Origin of the sequence: Vibrio floridensis, from assembly GCF_021852965.1 — a bacterium.
Taxonomy (GTDB): Bacteria; Pseudomonadota; Gammaproteobacteria; order Enterobacterales; family Vibrionaceae; genus Vibrio; species Vibrio floridensis.
Genome location: NZ_JAKGCY010000006.1, coordinates 39,619 through 61,035, shown reverse-complemented (window position 1 = coordinate 61,035; position 21,417 = coordinate 39,619). Strand labels below are relative to the sequence as shown.

Genomic DNA, 21,417 nt, shown 5'->3' with positions numbered 1-21,417 from the left:
ATGATGAACCAAGCTACTACGGCAGCAACGCCAATTTCGAGCACAACTCGTTGGCTTCGCTGGGCTAACTTGGCATTCATGTTATATCTACTGCTACTTGCAGTATCTATGGTTGGCAGTGGCTTTAAACTAGCAACTGGCGATCAAGCCAAAATTCTTTTTGAGTTTGCCTCTCACCCAGTCGCTGGCCTAATGATAGGTCTTGTTGCCACCGCATTAATTCAATCATCCAGTACAGTGACCTCAATAATCGTAGGTCTTGTTGCGGGTGGTTTACCGGTAGAAACCGCTATTCCTATGGTTATGGGTGCAAACATTGGCACCACAGTAACAAACACCTTGGTTTCTCTTGGCCATGTACGTTGTAAAGAAGAATTTAAACGCGCTTTCGCAAGTGCGACGATTCACGATTTCTTTAACCTGCTCGCTGTTGCTATCTTCCTACCATTAGAGATGATGTTTGGAATTTTGCAGAAAATCTCTCACTGGTTAGTGTCGCCACTACTGAATACTGGTGATATGAGTATGAAAGGGTTTGACTTCATCAAACCAATTACCAAACCAGTCGTAAGCGCAGTGAAAGGTCCATTAAGCACTTTTGGTGATACTTTTGCGGGTGTTGCTCTGATTGTACTAGGCATTGCGACCATCTTCGTTGCTATCACGGTGATGGGTAAATTGATGAAAAGCCTGATGGTTGGCCGCGCTCGTGACATCCTGAAGAATGCAATTGGTCGTGGTCCTATCCACGGTATCGTATCAGGTTCTATTGTAACGGTATTGGTTCAGTCGTCATCAACGACGACAAGCCTAATGGTTCCACTGGTTGGTACTGGTGTACTAAAAGTACGTGATGTTTACCCATTTACTCTGGGTGCGAACATTGGTACTTGTATTACCGCACTGCTTGCAGCGACGGCAGTTTCTGGTGAGTTTGCTGTGTTTGCTCTGCAAATCGCGTTGGTTCACTTAACCTTTAACGTATTAGCGACACTGTTTATCTTTGGTATTCCGTTCCTGCGTGAACTGCCAATCAAAGGCGCCGAGTTTATCTCAGAGATGGCGATCAAGAACAAAGCAGTGGTAGCTGGTTACCTACTCGCTGTCTTTATCTTCATCCCAGGCACGATTTTGGCGCTGACCGCATAATTGTTTGTTACGCAAATGACCTAAGGAGAGCTTTTCACGCTCTCCTTTTTTATTTCCAATAACCATCACTTTTCATTGGCAAAAGTCTTTGTCTGATACAAACTGAAGAAAAAACAGCAGTGATGTAATGATGGAACATTCAGACAAACAACAACTCCTAGCCGCAACCGGGAAAATCGATGAACAACTTTCGCTGTTAGTCGACAATATTGATATTTTGAGTAGTGTCACTCCACAAAACTACAAAGAAGAGCGTCAACGTTTTTTCGATAATCGTTTCTCGGTCGAACCTGAGTTTACTTATAAAAATCAAACCTTCGATGTCCATCAGGCCAAACGAAACCTCTACTCTCTGCCGATTGAGTTGATAGAGCACCCTCAACTGCGTCAGCTTTATGCCGAAGTCATTCAATCGTACGCAGATAAACTGGATCAACTGTGCAGCATTGGCCAACCTGAGTTTCTCTACAACTCCCTGCGCTATTATGGTGAACCAAGCAGCAAAGACATCCGCAATGCCAATTTCTTACTGCATCTTCCCATTGAAGAAGAGGCGTCACAGCGTCATGATTGCAACGAGATTGCCACGTTTATGCAGCAGTTTTGTCTAGATCATGGTTACACCGGTGAGATTGAAATCAACAACAGTATGATTGCCAATGCATTGGTCTCAGGCACCAAAGTCAAAATCAACGCCTCTGCAAGCATCACCACCAAAGAGCTTCATGCCCTCGCTCATCATGAGTTAGGCGTTCACCTACTAACCACTCTCAATGGCCGAGCACAACCGCTGAAATTACTCAGCTTGGGCTGTCCTGTGAATACCACCACACAAGAAGGTTTGGCTATCTTGTGCGAGTTTCTCTCTGGGCACTTTAGCCTTAAACGTCTTAGAACTTTAGCGCTGCGTGTGATCGCGGTAGAGTCGATGATCAAAGATCGTGATTTTAGAAACACATTTTTGCTGTTGAAAGAGCAGTACAAAGTGGACGACATGACAGCATTCACTATCACGGCTCGAGTTTATCGTGGAGGTGGCTACACCAAAGACTACCTCTACTTGCGAGGCTTCAGAGAGATACTCAACGCCTACGATCAATTAGGTGATGACTTTAATGTACTGTTGGCAGGAAAAACCGAAATACGCTACTTCTCAGCGATTAAATCGCTGATAAAAGATGACATTATTCTTCCACCAAAATTTATTAGCCCAGCTATCGCCAAACCTGCACCCGCAGATCCTATCTATAAGTTTGTCGCCAATGCGCTCAAATAGCACTGACCTAACAGGTAGCAAAAAGGGCTCTAAGAGCCCTTTTCAACCATCGTAATGTTATACCGAGAATGGGTACTGGATTGGGTCATGATGTTCATACCCCTCAACCCAGAAATCATCCAAAGTGACCCAAGTTTCCAGATCTTCCAAAGATTTGATCTCAGGATTGATGTGGAACGTTGGCGCTTGTAACGGTTCTCGCTTGAGTTGTACATCACGCATCAGCGCTAACTGATCTTCATAGATATGTGCATTAACAATCTTATGGAACGCTTGGCCTGGTTTCTTGCCCGTAATCTGCGCCATGATCGCCAAGAACACATACACCTGGACCATGTTGAAATTCAGCCCTAGCGGTACGTCACACGAACGTTGTGTGCTGTTGAGGTATAACGTATCTCCCAGCAGTGAGAAGTGATGGCTGTACATACAAGGGCGTAAACAGCCCATATGAAACTCACCAGGGTTGTAGAAATTGAGGATCTCACCGCGATCGTCTACTCCGCGCGTCAGGTCATCGACAATTTTACGCAATTGGTCGATATGACCACCATCCGGCTTTGCCCAAGCTCGCCCTTGCACGCCGTAGACACGGCCCATGTCATCTTCGCCTTTGCGATATGGGTTATTCAACCAAGCGTCATTGAGATTGGCGTTCGCATCCCAGGTTTTCGTGCCTAACTTGCGAAAATCTTCCGCATTGTCATAGCCTCGAATATAGCCAAGCAATTCTGCAACCGCCGCCTTCCAGAAACTCTTACGCGTGGTAACCAAAGGAAATTGATTGTTGGCAACATCGTAGGTTAAATCCGCGTTAATCACAGTAAGGCAGCGCTTACCGGTGCGTTCATTTTCAACCCAGTGCCCTTCATCCACGATGCGACGGCACAATTCTAAATATTGTTTCACTTCAATTCCTTACTTCACGGTTACTTTGTCTTGATAGTGGCCACGTTTATAAGCCCAAGCCATCAGCGCCAATCCACCAATGATCATTGGTGACGAGAGGATTTGTCCCATCGAAATAAAACCACCAAACAGACCCAGTTGCGCATCTGGCTCACGCACGTATTCAACGAGGAAACGGAATGTACCATATCCCGCTAGGAATAAACCAGATACAGATCCTAAAGGTCTAGGTTTGCGGATAAACCAGTTGAGGATAAAGAACAGCACCACCCCTTCTAATGCCATCTCATACAATTGCGAAGGGTGGCGTGGTAGTGGTCCGCCTGTTGGGAACACCATCGCCCAAGGCACATCGGTCACTCTGCCCCAAAGTTCACCGTTCATATAGTTGCCTAAGCGCCCTACCCCTAAACCAAATGGCACTAACGGAGCAACGAAATCCGCCACTCCGAAAAAGGTTCGACCATTTTTCTTCGCGTACCAGAGCATAGCCGTAATGACACCCAGCAAGCCGCCATGGAAAGACATACCACCAGTCCAGACTTTAAAGAGGTAGATCGGATCGGCGAGGAAGAGATCGAAGTTATAGAACAGTACGTAGCCAATGCGACCACCCAGTACAACGCCAAGAAATCCAGCGAACAGCAAATCCGAAACTTGTTCACGCGTCCAGCCACTGCCCGGTTTGTCTGCTCGACGATTAGCAAGCCACATCGCAAACAGAAAACCAAATAGATACATCAACCCGTACCAACGAACTGAAATCGGTCCTATCGAGAAAAAGACGGGGTCGATATTAGGAAAAGGCAGGTAACCCTGAGACATAATAAGTACTCTTAATCATCAACTTAAAAATAACGCGGCTAGACTAACATGCTGAGCGCGACAAACATTAAAAACAATGCAAAGATTTTTTTCAGCTTTGCCGTTGGAAGCGTGGTGGCCCAGCGAGCACCAATGCGAGTGGTGAGCATAGAAGTGCCAGCAATAGCAAACAAAGCGGGTAAATAAACGTACCCTACACTGTAATCAGGTAATGAAGCGACGCTGTAGCCATGCAGGATGAAGCCCGTCATACCGGCAATCGCAATTACACAACCACAGACTGAGGAGGAACCCACCGCTTTGCGCATTTCAACGCCATGACGATTAAGAAACGGCACGGAAAGTGAACCACCGCCAATTCCTGCAAGACTCGATACGACACCAATGCCTGTGCCATATAGCATGGTGACCGGACTGCTAGGCATATCACGTGTTGCTGTCACGCGAATAGAGCGAAACATTTGCAAAGCGAGGAATAACACAATGATGCCAAACACGCGCGGCAGATATTGTGTCGGGATCCACTCAGCAATATTGGCACCGACAAAGCCACCAATCACCACTCCGGGCATCAACCACTTCACCACGAAGATATCCACATTTCCCAGTTTAAGGTGATTGAATGCCGAAGAACCAGAAGTGACGATAATGCTCGCCAGAGAAGTGGCTAGCGCCATATGCATACTGAGTTCTTGTGGAATACCAGCCCAAGGCAACAAATACAGAAGCGCGGGAACAACAATTAAACCACCACCAATGCCCAGCAAACCAGCCATGACACCCACAAAGCCACCTAATACCAGTAGCACACTCAATAGTTCAATTGTCACAGCAACCTACTTCTTACCTGCACGGATAAATCCGGCAAAATCATGATGAATAAAAAACTCTCGCATCAACTGTTGGATCTCTTTTCCATGAGATAGAGACAACGCTTGCTGCGATAAACTTTGAAGCTCACTGAGCTGACTATGGCGGATGAGATATTTAATGCGCGCAACGTTCGAGGTGTTCATACTCAAACTCCGGTAGCCCAACCCGATTAAGAGCAAAGCGCCAAAAGGATCTCCCGCTAACTCACCACAAATACAAACGGGTAAATTATTGTGCCCACACTGCTGATAGATCTGCTGTAGCGCTTGCAATACCGCCGGATGCAATGACTCATAGACATCCGAAACTCTGGCATTGTTCCGGTCAACTGCCAATAAATATTGCGTTAAGTCGTTCGTCCCCACCGAGACAAAATCCACGCGTTGAGCTATCGATGGAATCAAATAGACCATAGAAGGTACTTCAATCATCACGCCGATTTCAGGCTGCATCACGCGCTCATCCAGCAAAACCACCTCATGGTAAGCCTGCTGAATTAGGCGGATAGCATCCTCCAGCTCTCCAATCCCTGAGATCATCGGCAACAAAATACTGAGGTTATTGTGCTCTGCGCTAGCACGTAGCATAGCCCTCAACTGAATAAGGAAGATATCAGGATGGTCAAGGGTAAAGCGAATGCCACGCCACCCCAAAAATGGGTTGTCTTCTTCTATTGGTAAATAAGGTAAAGGCTTATCTCCACCAATATCCAACGTACGCATCACCACTCTTTGATTTGGGTAGCTACTCAAGATGGCTCGATATTGCTGATACTGCTCATCTTCAGATGGAAAGCGATGTTGCAACAGAAAAGAGATCTCCGTGCGATACAGCCCAACACCATCCACCCCAGAGTTAATGGCTATATTGCTGTCGGCGCTCAAGCCCGCATTGAGTAATACCTCGACATCGACGTTATCCAGAGTTTTCGCTGGCAGAGCAAGCTCCTTGTTCACCATCGCGAACAATTCACTCTCTTCCGTTACAAGGCTGCGGTACTCACGCAAAATCTGGCGATTAGGCTGAACATAAATCTCGCCGGAGTAGCCATCGACGATCCCTTGCTTGCCATGCACCTCTTCCAGATTCAGGTTTGCCCCCATGACCGCGGGCACCCCTAGCGCTCTGGATAAAATCGCAGCGTGCGAATTCGCTGCTCCCTCTAACGCAACCACGGCCAATAGGTACTTTTTCGGTACAGACGCTAAAAGTGAGGCGGTGAGTTCATTGGCAACCAAAATCACAGGGCGCTCTATTCTTGGCTGTTCTTGCTCACTGTTGTGTAAAAAAAACAGTAAACGCTGACCCAACTCACGAATGTCATGCGCTCTTTCTCTCAGGTAAACATCAGACATTCGTGCAAAACGGTTAGAGTAACTCTCCACCACTTGTCGTAATGCCCAATCAGCACGATCACCTCGCTCCACGTGTTTTTTCAGATCGCTGCGCAACATGGGATCGTTCAGCAAGTGCGTGAATAAATCGAAAATGGCCAGCGCTTCTTTATTAATTTCGCTATCGAATTTCTTTCGCATACGACGGAAGTCGGCGAGTGCTGCTTCTATAGCCACCAGCAGCCATTCATGCTCTCGCTCTTTATTGAGTGTCGAGGCAGGGCAAACTTCCGACAATATTGGTTGTGAATTGTCGTACCAGAACTCACCAATCGCGACCCCACTTGAAGCGGCAATGCCCTGCACTGCGGCAGGTTTAGATGCCAATGACCAATGGCCAAGACTTTGTGCATGCGCAATGATGACAGCTAGCTGAGCAGATAAAGTGACCAGGAAGGATTCTTCCATCTCGCTGAAAAGTCGTGGTGTTTTCTGCTGGATAACCAGTACGCCCAATACTTTTTTACGATGAATGATCGGCGCGCCTAAAAACGAGTGATACGTTTCTTCGCCTAACTGAGGAAAATATTTGAACGCGGGATGCTTCGAGGCTTCGGCTAAGTTAAGAGGCTCGGCACTGCGCTTTACCAGCCCAACCAAGCCTTCCTCAAACTGGATGTGAATGCTATCGCCATGAAAGGTCAACCCTTGTGTTGCCATCAACTCAAGCCTTTGCATTTCTTCATTGGCTAAATAGACGGTGCAACACTCGGTATTTAATGCTGTGCAGGTTTCTCGTACTAGGGTGTTCAATGCTTGGTGCACATCCTCGACACGAGAAACTTTTTCAACTATCTCCCTGAGTTGACTCAGCATAGCTATCCTCTTCGTTTAGTCTTTTTACCTTTTAATTTACGTTCGCGAAAAGGCATGGCTAACGATGCAAATTCCTTCATCGCACGACGATATACGTCTCGCTTAAATGAAACCACTTGGCGAACAGGGTACCAATAACTCACCCAACGCCAACCATCAAATTCAGGAGAGCTTCCTTTTTGCATATTGATCTTGGATTCATCACACTCAAGACGCAAAAGAAACCATTTCTGCTTTTGGCCGATACAAACAGGCTTAGAGTCCCAACGAACCAGTCTCTTTGGTAGCTTATATCTTAACCAATGACGACTGCTCGCTATAATCTTAACGTCTTTATGCGTTAAACCGACTTCTTCATACAACTCTCGAAACATTGCTTGCTCCGGAGTTTCCCCATCATCAATTCCCCCTTGAGGAAATTGCCATGAGTGTTGCCCGTATCGCTTAGCCCAGAAGACCTGACCATGGTTATTACAAATCACTATACCAACATTTAGCCGGTAACCATCGCCATCTATCACTGGCTAACCTCTAAAATAAGTTTTTTATTGCAGTGATTTTTCCACATATCCCCAGCAGTAGCAAACTTACTGATGTGATATAGCTAAGATTTATCGTGTTTCAGCATCAATTGAATAACTTTACAGCACAAAAACAGTTATCAACACAAGTTTGAGACATGGACCACATTTATTCACCTTTTCTGTGAATAACTTTGTGAAAAATATTGGCTTTTCATCAATGACAGAAGTGTTAGCTGTCTTCAATACATTACTAAGATTCAAGAAAACAAAATAAAAACATTATTTATCATAGGTATAGTGTTAATTTTCATTTTTTAAAACGATCATTATACTGATGATCTTTTAAGCACAAACAGATCGGTCAAAGATCATACAATGGTTATTTTATCCACACCAAAAATCAAATGATTCAAACAGACCACCAAAAATCAAGCGATAATTCACTTACCATATACTGTTTATTGATCCATGACTTCGAAATTTTGCCCAAAAACCTCTTTCACCTGTGGATAACTCACGAACAGATCAAAGAACCACCAACAAAGATCCTCAAACATATCCTTACTGCGACAATATTTGTTACCATACCACTCTTCAAACACAGTGGTCGGTCTTATGAAACCCATCCCTAAAACGGAACATGAATTACTCCAGCGCGCCCAACAGATATCCGGTTGCAGTTTTGCCGAATTAGCGGAAGAAGCTAGGATGGAAGTGCCCTTTGATCTCAAACGCGACAAAGGTTGGGTGGGACAACTGCTTGAGTGGCACTTGGGCGCCGCTGCTGGCAGTAAGCCACAGCAGGATTTTTCCGAACTGGGCATTGAGCTAAAAAGTATTCCTGTCAGTTATGCCGGAAAACCGCTAGAAACCACCTTTGTCTGCGTAGCACCACTAACGGGAGTGCATGGATTAACGTGGGAAACCAGTCATGTGCGCAATAAACTCTCTCGTGTGTTGTGGATCCCAGTTGAAGGAGAACGAGAAATCCCATTAGCTGAGCGTCATGTCGGCACACCGTTGATTTGGTCCCCTTCTGCCGAAGAAGAACAAGTGTTGAAAAACGATTGGGAAGAGTTAATGGAAATGATCGTTTTTGGTCGCTTTGATCAAATTTCCGCTCGCCATGGTGACGCTTTACACCTGCGACCGAAAGCAGCAAACAGTAAAGCGTTGACCGAAGCCTATAACGCCAATGGTAAACCCATCAAAACCTTACCTCGCGGCTTTTACTTACGAACTCAGTTCACCGATCGCATTTTGCAGCGAGCATTCGATTCATTAATTAGTGAGGTTTAAGCTGCAGTTCTATATCGTAATAAGAAGCCAATCGATCACTGCCAACCTCTTCATAAACGTTATGTAGTCTAAGATAGGCTTTTTCCACTCCAAGTTTCATTAACTCTTCTTTTACCAAATCTAAAGAGTGAAAATGCATTATCTCCTCCCCCTGCTTAATCGGTTCAAGATGATGTTTGTACTCAATAGCGAGTAAATATTCATTCGCATCCGAACAGCCAATCACGAACATTTTTGGGGGAACATAACTCTGCTTATGCTGACCATGTAGCCAAAGATCAAGTTGATGTTTTTGCATATACTACCCTCAACTTCGCTAACGATTTATCCAGATAAAGTGTAAGTGTAGTCCATTCAAGCGTCCCCATTAAAACCGAACTGCGCATTTATTCATCAAATTATCACTAATGATATTGTTCAATATCTTCTTCAACTTACTCTTCACTCGACATAAGATGATTTAACAGCACAATATTAGATAACCAAGGAAGTGCCATGCTCTATACCAAGTTGCCTCATTCGACACTTGAGATCAGTAAGATATGTTTAGGCACCATGACGTATGGTGAACAAAATAGCCAGCAACAAGCCTTTGAACAACTTAACTACGCAATCGCGCAAGGTGTCAATTTTATTGATACGGCTGAAATGTACCCTGTTCCTCCCAAAGCCAACACACAAGGTCTCACCGAGCAGTTTATTGGTAATTGGCTAACGAAAAGTGGCAAACGAGAGAAAGTCGTGCTCGCGACCAAAATTGCCGGGCCACGCAATGTTCCCTATATTCGCGACAACATGAGCTTAAATCGACGCCATATTCACACAGCGATCGATGACAGCCTGACACGCTTGCAAACCGATTATGTCGATCTCTATCAGTTGCATTGGCCTCAGCGTCAAACCAACTGCTTTGGTCAACTCAACTACCCTTATCCCGATACGCAAGAAGAAGTGACGCTCATTGAAACGCTAGAAGCACTGAATGAACTCGTTAAAGCGGGAAAGGTACGTTATATAGGCGTGTCTAATGAAACCCCTTGGGGCGTAATGACCTTGCTGCGTTTAGCTGAAAAGCACGACTTGCCAAGAATTGTTTCGATTCAAAATCCCTACAATTTACTCAATCGCAGCTTTGAAGTTGGCTTGTCCGAAATTAGCCACTACGAAGGCGTTCAACTGCTTGCTTATTCTCCGATGGCATTCGGTACACTGAGCGGTAAGTATCTCGATGGCGCTCGCCCACAAGGCGCTCGCTGCACTCTCTTTGAGCGTTTTCAGCGCTACTTTACCCCACAAGGGATAGAAGCAACCAAAGCGTATGTTTCACTCGCCAGAGATTACGGCTTGGATCCCGCGCAAATGGCACTGGCTTTTGTTAATCAACGTCCATTTGTCGCCAGTAATATCATTGGTGCAACGACTCTCGATCAGCTTAAAGCCAATATCGAGAGTCTCAATGTCAAGTTAGAAGATGAGGTGTTAAATAAAGTACAGCAGATTGGAACCACCTACTCCAATCCATGCCCATAGCATTGCGGGCTGTAACCACAAAGGTTACAGCCCTTTCGATTACGTCGGTATTCGCGCACTAAGCACACGACGAATATGGCGGATTCGACGCGCAACTTTGACTTCATCCGGAGTGGTGTTTGGATTCGCTCGACCACCTTCATCTAAACCAATGTCTCTTAGCAAGAAGGCGTTGTTCCAAGGAATCTCATAACTACTACGACGGACACGTTTCGCCCATTCACGTTCTTCACGTTTTAAATCGGCTTGAACCAAAATAGTGGCTAATTTCAAATAAATAGAGTGACGCATTATTTTTCTCCAAATAAGAATGATTGCTGAGAAAAATGACGTGCTTTTCGGGTAGATCAACTCGTAGAGAGAGACACAAACTAAGCTGCCATTTTCCGCAGCTCAGTTAAATAACAATGAGGGTGCGGATTAACTAACCATCGATAGCGGTATCAGCGCCGATGCTGATAGCCACACTCATCTCAGAGGAATGAGCATCACGAAGAGCACAAACGGGTTGATTTGCATTCAATTTCAACATGTTAGCCCCCTTCAATGGTTTATTAATCCTAAAAAGTTTGATGTGGTATAACTCGAAAGTTATGGCTAAATTGTAAGCAAAGGTGACTATTAATCAATCACTTTTTAGCCTATGCAACAATTACAAAATATCCTACTAAATGTCAGTTGCATATTGATTGGTTATAACATATTCACCTTAGCAATATGAGGTTGCTAGATGATTATCTGAATGTAAAAAGGCCATTCGATAGAATGGCCTCAAGATTTGGGAATTCTTAACAGGATATTCCACTATACCGTTTGTTCTGTAATCAAGTTGTGCTTGTTGAGAAGTCTATACATCGTCGCACGTGAAACCCCCAACTCTTTGGCTGCATTCGAAACCTGACCAGAATGAGACTCAAGCACCAGCAACAGCGCATCGCGCTCACTTTTTTCACGGATATTTTTTAAGCTGCGTTTACTATCACCACGTTTAGGAAGATCCAATTGCGGCACATCGATGATTACACTGTCAGACATCAAGACCGCGCGCTTGATCTGATTCATCAGCTCGCGCACATTGCCAGGCCAGTAGTATCTCATTAGAGCTCGCATCGCTTCTTCTGAATAGCCTTTTGCTTGAGCATTGTACTCTTTTGAATATTCTTGGAGATAGGAACGAGCTAATAGAGCGATATCACTGGCACGCTCTTTGAGGCTTGGTACGTTAATCCGCAGTACATTGATGTAGTGGTATAACTCTTCGCTAAAATCCCCATCGATCAGTGCTTTTTCAATATCAGAAGCATTCGCCGTCAAAATACGAACATTGACCTTCTTCATACCATCGCTGGTTTCTATCGTTCCTTCTTGCAAGAAACGCAATAAGTGCAACTGCTGAGTTTTGGAAATGGTCAAAATATCATTGAGTAAAACGGTTCCACCATCGGCCTGCTCTAGAATCGAAGGGCCAGCCTGCACATCAGCCCCAATGCCAAACACTTCGGATTGAAAGCGTTGTTCACTCATCGCACGACATTTTACAGAGAAGAATGGCTTCATCGCACGAGAAGAGATTTTGTGGATGGCTCGAGCCACGGTTTCCTTACCGGAACCATTTTCCCCATTGATCAGAATACTCACATCGGTAGGACCAATGCGTTTAATTTGATCGCGTAGACGCTTCAAAGGCACCGATTCCCCAATCAGCCCCATATCTTGATTGTTACCAAACGTCGGCCAAACTTTTTTCTCAAGTTTGAGCATGCCCAATTGATGACCTATCGTGCTGAGAAGTTGTGCGTCAGGGATAGGGGCAGTGAAAAAGTCGATGCAGAAGTTAACGATAAACTGGCAAATGGTGTCAGAGCTAAGTTGCTGTTCACGAATGAAAGCAATCCAACGCACATGCTTATGTGTACTGACCAAATTTGCTATGCCATTTAAACTGAACTCATCATGACTGAGATCGACGATACCAATGCACGGGCCGATATCTTCGAGCAATGCGTCGACTTTACGTAAATCTGCACACTGGTGGCATTTCCAGCCTACCTGCTCCAAAACGGACAACCAAGGCTCATAAGTGCCACCAACTACAACCAATGAGCCTGGCACAGAATCCATCTTAAACTGAGTCGCCATATACAACCTTTTCACAATTTCGAACATGAGTGACATTATCGAGACTAATGATCGACAAGTCTGTATCACATTTGAGACAGTGTATTAATTCTAAACTCAATAACCAATAGTTGGAATGCAGTTAGCATTTCGTTGTGTAAATAGAACTATGCTCAGTAAAAAAAACCACCCGAAGGTGGTTTTTTAAGCTTTCTGTTTAAGCTATCTAATTACGCTTGTGGGCGCATTGCAGGGAATAGAATAACGTCACGAATCGTGTGCGTGTTGGTCAGTAGCATCACGAGGCGGTCGATGCCGATACCTTGACCTGCAGTCGGTGGTAGACCGTGCTCGAGTGCCGTTATGTAGTCTGCATCGTAGAACATCGCTTCGTCATCACCCGACTCTTTCGCTTCAACCTGCGATTTAAAGCGCGCGTCTTGGTCTTCTGCATCGTTAAGCTCAGAGAAACCGTTCGCCACTTCACGGCCACCGATGAAGAATTCAAAGCGGTCTGTGAAGAATGGGTTGTCATCGCTACGACGAGCCAGTGGAGAGATATCTGCAGGGTAGCCCGTGATGAACGTTGGCTGCATTAGCTTCGGTTCTGCTGTTTCACCAAAGATCTCTTCAAGAAGCTGACCACATGTCCAGAAAGGTTCGACTTCTACGTGAACCGATTTCGCGATAGAAACCATTAGGTCACGGTTTTGAATGTCTTCTTCTGTTAGCGCTTGGATTTGCGCGTGGTCTGGGTTGTAGTGCTTGATCGCTTCAAACATGCTCATGCGAGCGTAAGTACCACCAAACTCAACAGTATGCTCACCGTAAGGCATTGACGTTGAACCTAGAACTTCTAGAGCAACAGAGCTTAGTAGTTCTTCAGTTAGATCCATCAGATCTTTGTAGTCCGCGTACGCCATGTAGAACTCCATCATCGTGAATTCTGGGTTGTGACGTGGAGAAAGACCTTCGTTACGGAAGTTACGGTTGATTTCGAATACGCGATCAAAACCACCAACAACTAGACGCTTCAGGTATAGCTCAGGCGCAATACGTAGGTACATTGGCATATCGAGCGCATTGTGGTGCGTAACGAATGGACGCGCACTCGCACCGCCAGGGATCACGTGCATCATTGGCGTTTCAACTTCCATGAACTGTTTAGAGATCATGAAATTACGGATTGCCGACATCACTTTTGAACGTACTACAAACGCGTTACGAGAATCTTCATTCACGATGAGGTCAACATAACGCTGACGGTAACGCATTTCTTGGTCAGTGAGACCGTGGAACTTCTCTGGCAGTGGACGAAGTGCTTTGGTCAGCAACTCGTACTCTGTCATATTTACGTATAGGTCGCCTTTGCCAGATTTGTGCAGCGCACCCTTCACACCGATGATGTCACCGATATCAAGACCTTGGTATTTGTCTTTCAGTACTTTTTGTACATCTTTGTCCGCATAAGCCTGGATACGACCTGAAGTCTCTTGGATCACTAGGAATGGTCCACGTTTCGCCATAACACGGCCTGCAATAGCAACCACGTGATTAAGTGCTTCTAGCTCTTCCTTACTCTTTTCACCGAACTCTTTTTGAAGGTCGCCAGCAAGGCTGTCACGACGGAAGTCGTTTGGGTGGCCATTTGCTTTGCAGCTCTTTCGGATTTGATCCAATTTTGCACGGCGTTCAGCAATGAGCTTGTTCTCTTCTGGTGTAGAGGCGTCTTGTACAGTTTCGTTTTGAACAGCATCAGTCATTTTCGATGTATCCTGCTTAGTCGGTGAAAAGCTTAAAGGCCTGATTTCAGGCTAGCTTCAATAAATTTGTCCAGATCGCCATCAAGAACCGCTTGGGTATTACGGTTTTCAATGCCGGTACGTAAATCTTTGATGCGAGAATCATCCAATACGTAAGAACGGATCTGGCTACCCCAGCCAATGTCAGACTTAGCGTCTTCATTAGCTTGTTTTTCCGCATTTTGCTTTTGCAGTTCAAGTTCAAACAGCTTAGCGCGAAGCTGCTTCATCGCTTGATCTTTGTTTTTGTGTTGAGAACGGTCGTTCTGACATTGAACCACGGTATTGGTTGGTACGTGGGTAATACGTACCGCAGATTCGGTGGTGTTTACGTGCTGACCACCCGCACCAGACGCACGATACACGTCAATACGGAGATCGGCAGGGTTAATGTCGATGTCGATGTTTTCATCAATCTCTGGGTAAACAAACGCAGAAGCAAAAGAAGTGTGACGACGACCGCCTGAGTCAAACGGAGACTTACGCACCAAACGGTGAACACCCGTTTCGGTACGCAACCAACCATAAGCATAATCACCGACAATACGTACAGTGACCGACTTAAGGCCTGCAACATCCCCTTCGGAGACTTCGATCACTTCGGTTTTGAAGCCTTTCGCTTCAGCCCAACGAAGATACATGCGAAGCATCATGCTCGTCCAGTCTTGTGCTTCTGTACCGCCAGAACCTGCTTGCAGGTCAATATAGCAATCTGAAGAATCGTGTGCGCCGGAGAACATGCGACGGAACTCTAAGCCCGCGAGCTTCTCTTCTAAGGCTTCAAGCTCTGGACCGATTTCATCAAAGGTCTCTTGATCTTCAGCTTCAATGGCCAGCTCAAGCAAACCTTCAACGTCATCCACACCTTGATCAAGTTGATCAATGGTTTCAACAACCGCTTCCAGTGACGCACGTTCACGACCGAGAGCTTGCGCTCGATCAGGCTCGTTCCAAACGTCCGGTTGTTCAAGTTCTGCGTTAACTTCTTCTAGACGCTCTTTCTTAGCGTCATAGTCAAAGATACCCCCTCAGGACATTTGTGCGCTCAGACACGTCCTGTAGACGGTTTTTAATGGGATTGATTTCAAACATGTTGGCTCAACATTTTAGAGTAGAATTTAACCGAGGAATTCTACTCAAAAATGTGACAGAGATACAGGAAAAATTGGGAAGAAATTTGCCCAATCCTGAAGAGAAAAAAGGAGCGAGATTCGTTCTCACTCCTTTAATGGCGGTTATCGAGCCTCGATGTGTTCAATCATCAATTGCAACGATTGATTGTTGCGAAACTCATTGATGTCCAGTTTGTAGGCAAGGCGAACGGTTTTCACCGAGGCATCTGGCCAGCGACGTAAATCGACGTTGAAGGCGATCCCGTCAATCATGATGTTGGTTGGATGACCTTTGAATAAAGGCTCAAGCATCAATTTTAGATGTTTTTCGCCGACCAATTTCTGGTGCAGCACTTTAAATTCGCCATCAAAAATGGGCTCTGGAAATGCCTGCCCCCAAGGCCCCGCAGATCGCAGCAGCTCCGCAGTATGCATAGAAAACTCTTCAGGCTTGAGTTCGCCATCAGAAAGTACAATGCCTTTCAGTGCGGCTTCATCCAATTCGCGTTTCACCAGTTGATCAAACAGCTGACTAAATCGTTCAAAATCGCACTCTTTGATGGTCAAGCCAGCCGCCATCGCGTGACCACCAAATTTGAGGATCAAGCCGGGATTTTGTGTGTCAATCAAATCCAGCGCATCGCGCATGTGTAGGCTCGGAATAGAGCGACAAGATCCTTTGATATACCCATCGCCACCATCGGCAAATGCGATCACCGGACGATGATATTTCTCTTTGATTCTCGACGCTAGAATACCAATCACGCCCTGATGCCAATCACGCTGGAAAAGAGCCAAACCATAAGGCAACTCGCTGTTTTCGCCAAACTGCAGACGTTCACAAAACGCCATTGCCTCTTGCTTCATGCCCTCTTCAATTTCTTTACGAGTTTGATTGAGCCCGTCCAGTTCATGCGCCATACGACGCGCCGCGTGGATGTTGTTGCACATCAGCAATTCAACCCCAAACGACATGTCATCCAGACGCCCTGCGGCATTGATGCGCGGGCCCAGTGCAAAACCAAAATCTGCCGCCACCAAACGACGAGCATCGCGCTTGGCCACTTCAATCAAGGCTTGAATACCCGGACGCGCTTTCCCGGCGCGAATGCGCTGTAGACCTTGGTGCACCAAAATGCGGTTGTTCTCATCCAGCGGCACAACATCCGCAACGGTGCCTAAGGCCACCAAGTCCACCAGCTCCATCAGCTTCGGCTCTGTCATACCTTGTTCAGCAAACCAACCGCGTTTACGCATGTGGACACACAGGGCCATCATCAGATAAAAAGCCACGCCAACCCCAGCCAGTGCTTTGGAAGGAAAAGCGCAGGTCTGTAAGTTTGGATTGACCATCGCGTCTACCTCAGGCAACACTTGCCCGGGTAAATGGTGATCGGTCACCAACACTTTTAAGCCATGCTCTTTGGCATAACGCACCCCCTCAATGGAGGAGACGCCGTTATCCACGGTCATGATCACTTCAGCACCCAAGGCGATAGCCTGCTCGACCACTTCAGGGCTCAAGCCATAGCCATCTTCAAAGCGGTTGGGCACTAAGTAGTCGACATTGTTGCTACCAAGCATGCGCAGTGCAAGGACCGAGAGTGCCGAGCTGGTCGCGCCATCAGCATCAAAATCCCCGACCACAATAATTCGCTTCTGCTCACGTATAGCCTCAAAAAGCAGCTCAACGGCAAGTTCAATTCCGTGCAATTTTTGGTATGAATGCAGCCCTTTGACGGCGGTTTCCAATTGGCTTACGTCTTGAATACCACGGTTGAGATAGATGCGTTTGAGGATATCCGGCACACTGTCGGGCAAGAGGGAAAGATCGGGTTCTGGTCGTCGTTGTATTTCTATCATTAATTGAATAGAGCCCGCGGGTCAAACGCGCAGGCTCTGCTCCTTGAAGGTTTATTGTTGCTGTAAGCGCTCTAGCAGTTTTTCTGGTGGCAAGTAACCAGCAACCAGTTCACCATTTGGCAAGAAAATCGCAGGTGTGCCTGTAATACCGAGTTGCTGACCAAGTTGGTAATGTTGAGCAACAGTCTGCTTGCACTGCTGTAAATCATTTTTCGCTGGGGCAAATTTGCGGTTCACTTTAGCATCATGCATCGCTTCTTGTGGATTAGCGGCACACCAGATGCCCGCCATTTGTTCTGCCACAGGGCCCGTGCCACCTTGGCGTGGGTATGCCATGTAACGCACGGTGATACCTAAGTCATTGTAGCCCTGCATCTGGCTGTGTAGACGAACGCAGTAACCACAAGTAATGTCGGTAAACACTGTCACCACGTATTTTTCATCTTTGGCTTTGTACTCGATCGCGCTGTCAGCAAATTCGGCAATTTTCTTGGCGTTGAGCGGCGCTTGGCGTTCTGCAATCACATCCTTGTATTGACCATTTTCGTCAATGGCATACAAGGTTCCAGCGATAAAGTGGCTACCGTCGTTAGACGCAAATAACACCCCGCCACTGGTTTGAATTTCGACTAAACCCGCCACATCCGAAGGTTGAATATCCATGATGTTCAGGCCCAGCTTGGAAAAACGAGCTTTGAGAGCCTCGCTATCAAAATGCGTGTTCGCCGCCACTTGTGCCGCTGGCTGAGCTGTTTCGACAGCTTGGCTTTCTTCAGCACCGCAGGCCGTCACAAAGAGAGGAAGAGTTAAAAGAGTTAATCGGCGTAATACGCTCATTAAAATCACCTTGTCGTTATTCCGCTTTAAGCACGCGGATGATGTTGGCTATGAATCTGTTTTAGTCGTTCTGTTGCCACGTGAGTATAAATTTGCGTGGTCGATAAGTCACTATGACCAAGCAGCATCTGTACGACCCTGAGATCGGCCCCATAGTTCAATAAATGGGTGGCGAAAGCGTGCCTCAAAACGTGTGGTGACAAATGATCAGTATCGATACCTGCAATCACCGCATAGAATTTGATGCGATGCCAAAAGGTTTGTCTGGTCATTTGTCTGGCACGCTTACTTGGAAACACCACATCCGAAGAGGTTTCACCCAATAACGCCGGACGACCTTGTTTGATAAAGGTTTCGATCCAGTCGATGGCATTTTCCCCCATGGGCACTAAGCGCTCTTTGCCACCTTTACCCGTCACCCGCACCACACCTTGACGCAAGCTGATGTTTTCCATGGTTAAACTCACCAGCTCGGTAACACGCAACCCCGTGGCATACAGTAGCTCAAGCATGGCTTTGTCACGCAGTTCCACCGGATCATTCGGATCGGGCGCATCCAATAACGCATCGACCTGCTCTTCACTGATGTCTTTTGGCAAACGTTGCGGCAATTTAGGGCTGACCAATAGGGCACTAGGATCATCGGCGCGCACTTTTTCTCGATGGAGATATTGAAACAGACGACGAATCGCTGACAACATCCGCGCTCTTGAAGTCTGCTTGTAGTCTTGATCCACCAAATAGCTTTGGTATTGCTGAAGCCCAGACAGGCTGATGAAATTGAGCCGATAATGATTCGCCTCCATCCACTGCAATAACTTCATCAGATCGTTGCGGTAAGAGGCCAACGTATTCTCTGCGAGGCCTCGCTCCATCCACATCGCATCGAGAAATTGCTCTACGTAGCCAAAATCTTGCATATTAACCGATGCCGTTTGTTGCATGGACACACCTTAAATCATTGTAAATCAACAGTGCTGAGAGTAAGACAGCCACAGATTTAATGCTATAAAAAATCCATTCGGACGCGATATTCGCTGCAATCCTCCGCAGAATCGAGGTAGAATTCGCCATCGCATGGCAAAACAGTACTGATAACGCAGATGAAAATCGGACTTTTTTACGGCTCAACCACCTGTTACACCGAAATGGCGGCAGAAAAAATGCGCGCCATTTTGGGGGATGACTTGGTTGAGATCCATAATGTCAAAGAGTGCGACCTCGCACAAATGGCAGACTATGACCTGCTGCTTCTAGGCATTTCCACTTGGGATTTTGGCGAAATTCAAGAAGATTGGGCCGCCATTTGGCACGATCTCGCCTCCTCGCCTGTGCAAGGTAAAACCATCGCACTGTTCGGTCTCGGTGACCAAGAAGGTTATGGTGAATGGTATCTCGACGCGATGGGATTGCTGCACGATGAGCTTAAAGCGGTAGGTGCGGAGTTTATTGGCTATTGGCCAAATCAAGGCTACCAATTTGAAGCCTCTAAAGCCCTCACTGAAGATGGCAGCCACTTTGTTGGCTTGGCGCTCGATGAAGATTCCCAATACGAATTGAGCGACGAGCGCATTGAAACTTGGATTGAGCAAGTTCTAACGGAATTTCACGACAAGCTGTAACGCTTAAGGCGAATTTTCCGAACCTCGCCGGTTTGTGAATCAGAAGTCAGCAAAAAGCCCGTCACATTGGACGGGCTTTTTATTGTCTTACGCTTTCTTAAAATGCAGCGATTAAGCGGCTTCTTCAGCCAGTTCTTGACGAACAGAGCGGCTGACAAAGAACATACACACAATCGCCGTCATGGTTGGCAGCAACCACGCCATGCCCACTTCAAATAGCGGCAGTACTTTGAATGCAGACACATCCACGCCCGCCACTTTTGCTGCATCAATCAAGGCAAACAACAGTGAAACAAGGATAACCACGCGGTACGCCACTTGTGGGTTTGGTAATTTCTTACGCACGAAAGTCAGTGCCACCAACGCAATGGCCACTGGGTATAGTGCAAACAGGACCGGCACAGACAGAGAGATAAGCTGCGCAAGACCAACATTCGCCACCACAGCACAAGCAACGCCATTGATCACAACCCACGCTTTGTATGAAAGCGGAGTCAGTGAACTGAAGTAATCCGAACACGCTGAGATCAGACCAATTGCAGTGGTTAAACACGCAAGCAGTACAATTACAGACAACACGATTTGACCATAAGGACCAAACAGCGCTTGAACGTATAGGCTGAGAACCACGCCACCGTTGTCTGCACTAGAGGCCACCGCCGCGCTCGTTGCGCCAAGGTAGAACAATGAGATGTAAACAAATGCCAGACCGGCTGCAGCAATGAAACCTGCGTAAATCAGGTATTTAGTCGTTGCAGAACGCTCCGTAATACCACGGCTGCGCAGCGCATCAACGATCAACATGCCGAACATCAGTGAGCCAAACGTATCCATGGTGTTGTAACCTTCAAGGAAGCCTTTGGTGAGTGGCTGTGTTAGGTACTCACCTTTTGCAGCAAGCATTTCACCCTGGGGATCAATAAATACCGCAAGCGCCAAAATAATCAGGCCAACAAACAGCACTGGCGTTAATACTTTACCGATGACGTCAATCAACTTACCTTGCGACCACGAGAAGAACATCGCCACCGCAAAGAAAAGAATCGAGAAAATCGTCAAATGTGACTGAAGCGCATCAGCGAAAAAAGGCTTCACCGCCATTTCATAGGCCACTAGGCCAGTACGTGGCGCAGCAAAAGCAGGGCCGATGATGATAAAGATCAACACCGCCATCAATGTTGCTGCTTGTTTAGGAAGATCTTTGGTTAAGTGATCCCAAGTTCCACCAGCAACGGCAATAGCAATAATGGTGATCAAAGGAAGACCTACTGCCGTCAAAAGAAAACCTGACATCGCTGGTAACAGATGTTCACCAGCTAATTGACCAGCTAGAGGAGGGAAAATAATGTTGCCCGCTCCTAAGAAAAACGCAAACAGCATAAAGCCGACTGCGATAATATCGGTTAGTTTTAAAGTCTGCTTCACAGATAACCCTTAGAATAATTTTGATTGATGTTGTGTATGCATT

At 46.4% G+C, this 21,417-nt stretch carries 19 protein-coding genes; 5 read left to right on the top strand and 14 right to left on the bottom strand.

Annotation, left to right across the window (positions count from 1 at the left end; genetic code table 11):
• On the top strand, positions 1-1,149 hold the full coding sequence (locus LZU85_RS11335; RefSeq protein ID WP_176298076.1) for a Na/Pi symporter: 1,149 nt from the start codon (positions 1-3) through the stop codon (positions 1,147-1,149).
• A 127-nt stretch (positions 1,150-1,276) separates the two neighbouring features.
• On the top strand, positions 1,277-2,425 hold the full coding sequence (locus LZU85_RS11330; RefSeq protein WP_176298077.1) for a flavohemoglobin expression-modulating QEGLA motif protein: 1,149 nt from the start codon (positions 1,277-1,279) through the stop codon (positions 2,423-2,425).
• Positions 2,426-2,482: 57 nt separating this feature from the next.
• Here the strand turns inward: LZU85_RS11330 and LZU85_RS11325 are convergent, their stop codons facing one another.
• From LZU85_RS11325 to rppH, 5 genes are read right to left on the bottom strand one after another with little or no spacing between them, the layout of a single operon-like run.
• Positions 2,483-3,334, bottom strand: a complete 852-nt coding sequence (locus LZU85_RS11325) for a thymidylate synthase (protein ID WP_011078604.1) — start codon at positions 3,332-3,334, stop codon at positions 2,483-2,485.
• A 9-nt stretch (positions 3,335-3,343) separates the two neighbouring features.
• Positions 3,344-4,159, bottom strand: a complete 816-nt coding sequence (gene lgt, locus LZU85_RS11320; protein ID WP_237287118.1) for a prolipoprotein diacylglyceryl transferase — start codon at positions 4,157-4,159, stop codon at positions 3,344-3,346.
• Positions 4,160-4,197: 38 nt separating this feature from the next.
• Entirely contained in the window at positions 4,198-4,989 is a 792-nt protein-coding gene (locus tag LZU85_RS11315; RefSeq protein WP_176298078.1) for a TSUP family transporter, read from the bottom strand.
• 6 nt (positions 4,990-4,995) lie between these two features.
• A complete protein-coding gene (gene ptsP, locus LZU85_RS11310; protein WP_176298079.1) occupies positions 4,996-7,242 on the bottom strand; it encodes a phosphoenolpyruvate--protein phosphotransferase in 2,247 nt (748 codons plus the stop codon).
• A gap of 2 nt (positions 7,243-7,244) precedes the next feature.
• A complete protein-coding gene (gene rppH, locus LZU85_RS11305) occupies positions 7,245-7,763 on the bottom strand; it encodes an RNA pyrophosphohydrolase (RefSeq protein WP_176298080.1) in 519 nt (172 codons plus the stop codon).
• A gap of 618 nt (positions 7,764-8,381) precedes the next feature.
• Here rppH and mutH point away from each other — a divergent pair.
• The gene (mutH, locus tag LZU85_RS11300; RefSeq protein WP_176298081.1) at positions 8,382-9,065 is read left to right on the top strand and encodes a DNA mismatch repair endonuclease MutH; all 684 of its coding nucleotides are present in this window, start codon (positions 8,382-8,384) and stop codon (positions 9,063-9,065) included.
• Here the strand turns inward: mutH and LZU85_RS11295 are convergent.
• Complete coding sequence (locus LZU85_RS11295; protein ID WP_176298082.1) at positions 9,052-9,363, bottom strand: DUF6482 family protein; 312 nt, start codon at positions 9,361-9,363, stop codon at positions 9,052-9,054. The genes mutH and LZU85_RS11295 overlap by 14 nt on opposite strands.
• 197 nt (positions 9,364-9,560) lie before the next feature.
• On the opposite strand from LZU85_RS11295, the gene LZU85_RS11290 reads away from it, so the two are divergent.
• Positions 9,561-10,595, top strand: a complete 1,035-nt coding sequence (locus LZU85_RS11290) for an NADP(H)-dependent aldo-keto reductase (RefSeq protein WP_237287117.1) — start codon at positions 9,561-9,563, stop codon at positions 10,593-10,595.
• Positions 10,596-10,634: 39 nt separating this feature from the next.
• On the opposite strand, the gene LZU85_RS11285 is transcribed toward LZU85_RS11290, so the two are convergent.
• The 7 genes from LZU85_RS11285 to xerD form a co-directional block, all read right to left on the bottom strand.
• Positions 10,635-10,886 carry a hypothetical protein gene (locus tag LZU85_RS11285; protein ID WP_011078612.1) on the bottom strand — a complete coding sequence of 84 codons (252 nt, stop codon included), beginning with the start codon at positions 10,884-10,886 and terminating at the stop codon, positions 10,635-10,637.
• A gap of 513 nt (positions 10,887-11,399) precedes the next feature.
• Positions 11,400-12,734 (bottom strand): cyclic-di-GMP-binding transcriptional regulator VpsR, encoded by a 1,335-nt coding sequence (vpsR, locus tag LZU85_RS11280; protein WP_176298084.1) that lies wholly within the window; start codon positions 12,732-12,734, stop codon positions 11,400-11,402.
• Positions 12,735-12,943: 209 nt separating this feature from the next.
• On the bottom strand, positions 12,944-14,476 hold the full coding sequence (gene lysS, locus LZU85_RS11275) for a lysine--tRNA ligase (protein WP_237287116.1): 1,533 nt from the start codon (positions 14,474-14,476) through the stop codon (positions 12,944-12,946).
• A 32-nt stretch (positions 14,477-14,508) separates the two neighbouring features.
• Positions 14,509-15,607 (bottom strand): peptide chain release factor 2 gene (gene prfB / locus LZU85_RS11270; RefSeq protein ID WP_176298086.1). Its coding sequence is split into 2 segments (ribosomal slippage): positions 14,509-15,531 and positions 15,533-15,607, totalling 1,098 coding nucleotides; the frame shifts between segments, so codons are not numbered across the junction.
• Positions 15,608-15,750: 143 nt separating this feature from the next.
• Entirely contained in the window at positions 15,751-17,490 is a 1,740-nt protein-coding gene (recJ, locus tag LZU85_RS11265) for a single-stranded-DNA-specific exonuclease RecJ (protein ID WP_237287115.1), read from the bottom strand.
• 51 nt (positions 17,491-17,541) lie between these two features.
• The gene (dsbC, locus tag LZU85_RS11260) at positions 17,542-18,327 is read right to left on the bottom strand and encodes a bifunctional protein-disulfide isomerase/oxidoreductase DsbC (protein ID WP_193784589.1); all 786 of its coding nucleotides are present in this window, start codon (positions 18,325-18,327) and stop codon (positions 17,542-17,544) included.
• A 26-nt stretch (positions 18,328-18,353) separates the two neighbouring features.
• Positions 18,354-19,271, bottom strand: coding sequence for a site-specific tyrosine recombinase XerD (xerD, locus tag LZU85_RS11255; protein ID WP_176298089.1), 918 nt, complete (start codon positions 19,269-19,271; stop codon positions 18,354-18,356).
• 159 nt (positions 19,272-19,430) lie between these two features.
• Here xerD and fldB point away from each other — a divergent pair, with 159 nt between their 5' ends.
• Positions 19,431-19,949 carry a flavodoxin FldB gene (fldB, locus tag LZU85_RS11250; protein ID WP_011078619.1) on the top strand — a complete coding sequence of 173 codons (519 nt, stop codon included), beginning with the start codon at positions 19,431-19,433 and terminating at the stop codon, positions 19,947-19,949.
• A gap of 111 nt (positions 19,950-20,060) precedes the next feature.
• Here the strand turns inward: fldB and brnQ are convergent, their stop codons facing one another.
• A complete protein-coding gene (brnQ, locus tag LZU85_RS11245; RefSeq protein WP_176298090.1) occupies positions 20,061-21,374 on the bottom strand; it encodes a branched-chain amino acid transport system II carrier protein in 1,314 nt (437 codons plus the stop codon).
• Between the last annotated feature and the right edge of the window lie 43 nt (positions 21,375-21,417).

Bases quoted from the DNA above. Each gene is read 5' to 3' on its own strand.
- LZU85_RS11335 (WP_176298076.1), top strand. From the start codon at position 1: ATGATGAACCAAGCTACTACGGCAGCAACGCCAATTTCGAGCACAACT.
- LZU85_RS11330 (WP_176298077.1), top strand. From the start codon at position 1,277: ATGATGGAACATTCAGACAAACAACAACTCCTAGCCGCAACCGGGAAA.
- lgt (WP_237287118.1), bottom strand. From the start codon at position 4,159: ATGTCTCAGGGTTACCTGCCTTTTCCTAATATCGACCCCGTCTTTTTC.
- ptsP (WP_176298079.1), bottom strand. From the start codon at position 7,242: ATGCTGAGTCAACTCAGGGAGATAGTTGAAAAAGTTTCTCGTGTCGAG.
- mutH (WP_176298081.1), top strand. From the start codon at position 8,382: ATGAAACCCATCCCTAAAACGGAACATGAATTACTCCAGCGCGCCCAA.
- LZU85_RS11295 (WP_176298082.1), bottom strand. From the start codon at position 9,363: ATGCAAAAACATCAACTTGATCTTTGGCTACATGGTCAGCATAAGCAG.
- LZU85_RS11290 (WP_237287117.1), top strand. From the start codon at position 9,561: ATGCTCTATACCAAGTTGCCTCATTCGACACTTGAGATCAGTAAGATA.
- LZU85_RS11285 (WP_011078612.1), bottom strand. From the start codon at position 10,886: ATGCGTCACTCTATTTATTTGAAATTAGCCACTATTTTGGTTCAAGCC.
- vpsR (WP_176298084.1), bottom strand. From the start codon at position 12,734: ATGGCGACTCAGTTTAAGATGGATTCTGTGCCAGGCTCATTGGTTGTA.
- lysS (WP_237287116.1), bottom strand. From the start codon at position 14,476: ATGACTGATGCTGTTCAAAACGAAACTGTACAAGACGCCTCTACACCA.
- recJ (WP_237287115.1), bottom strand. From the start codon at position 17,490: ATGATAGAAATACAACGACGACCAGAACCCGATCTTTCCCTCTTGCCC.
- dsbC (WP_193784589.1), bottom strand. From the start codon at position 18,327: ATGAGCGTATTACGCCGATTAACTCTTTTAACTCTTCCTCTCTTTGTG.
- xerD (WP_176298089.1), bottom strand. From the start codon at position 19,271: ATGCAACAAACGGCATCGGTTAATATGCAAGATTTTGGCTACGTAGAG.
- fldB (WP_011078619.1), top strand. From the start codon at position 19,431: ATGAAAATCGGACTTTTTTACGGCTCAACCACCTGTTACACCGAAATG.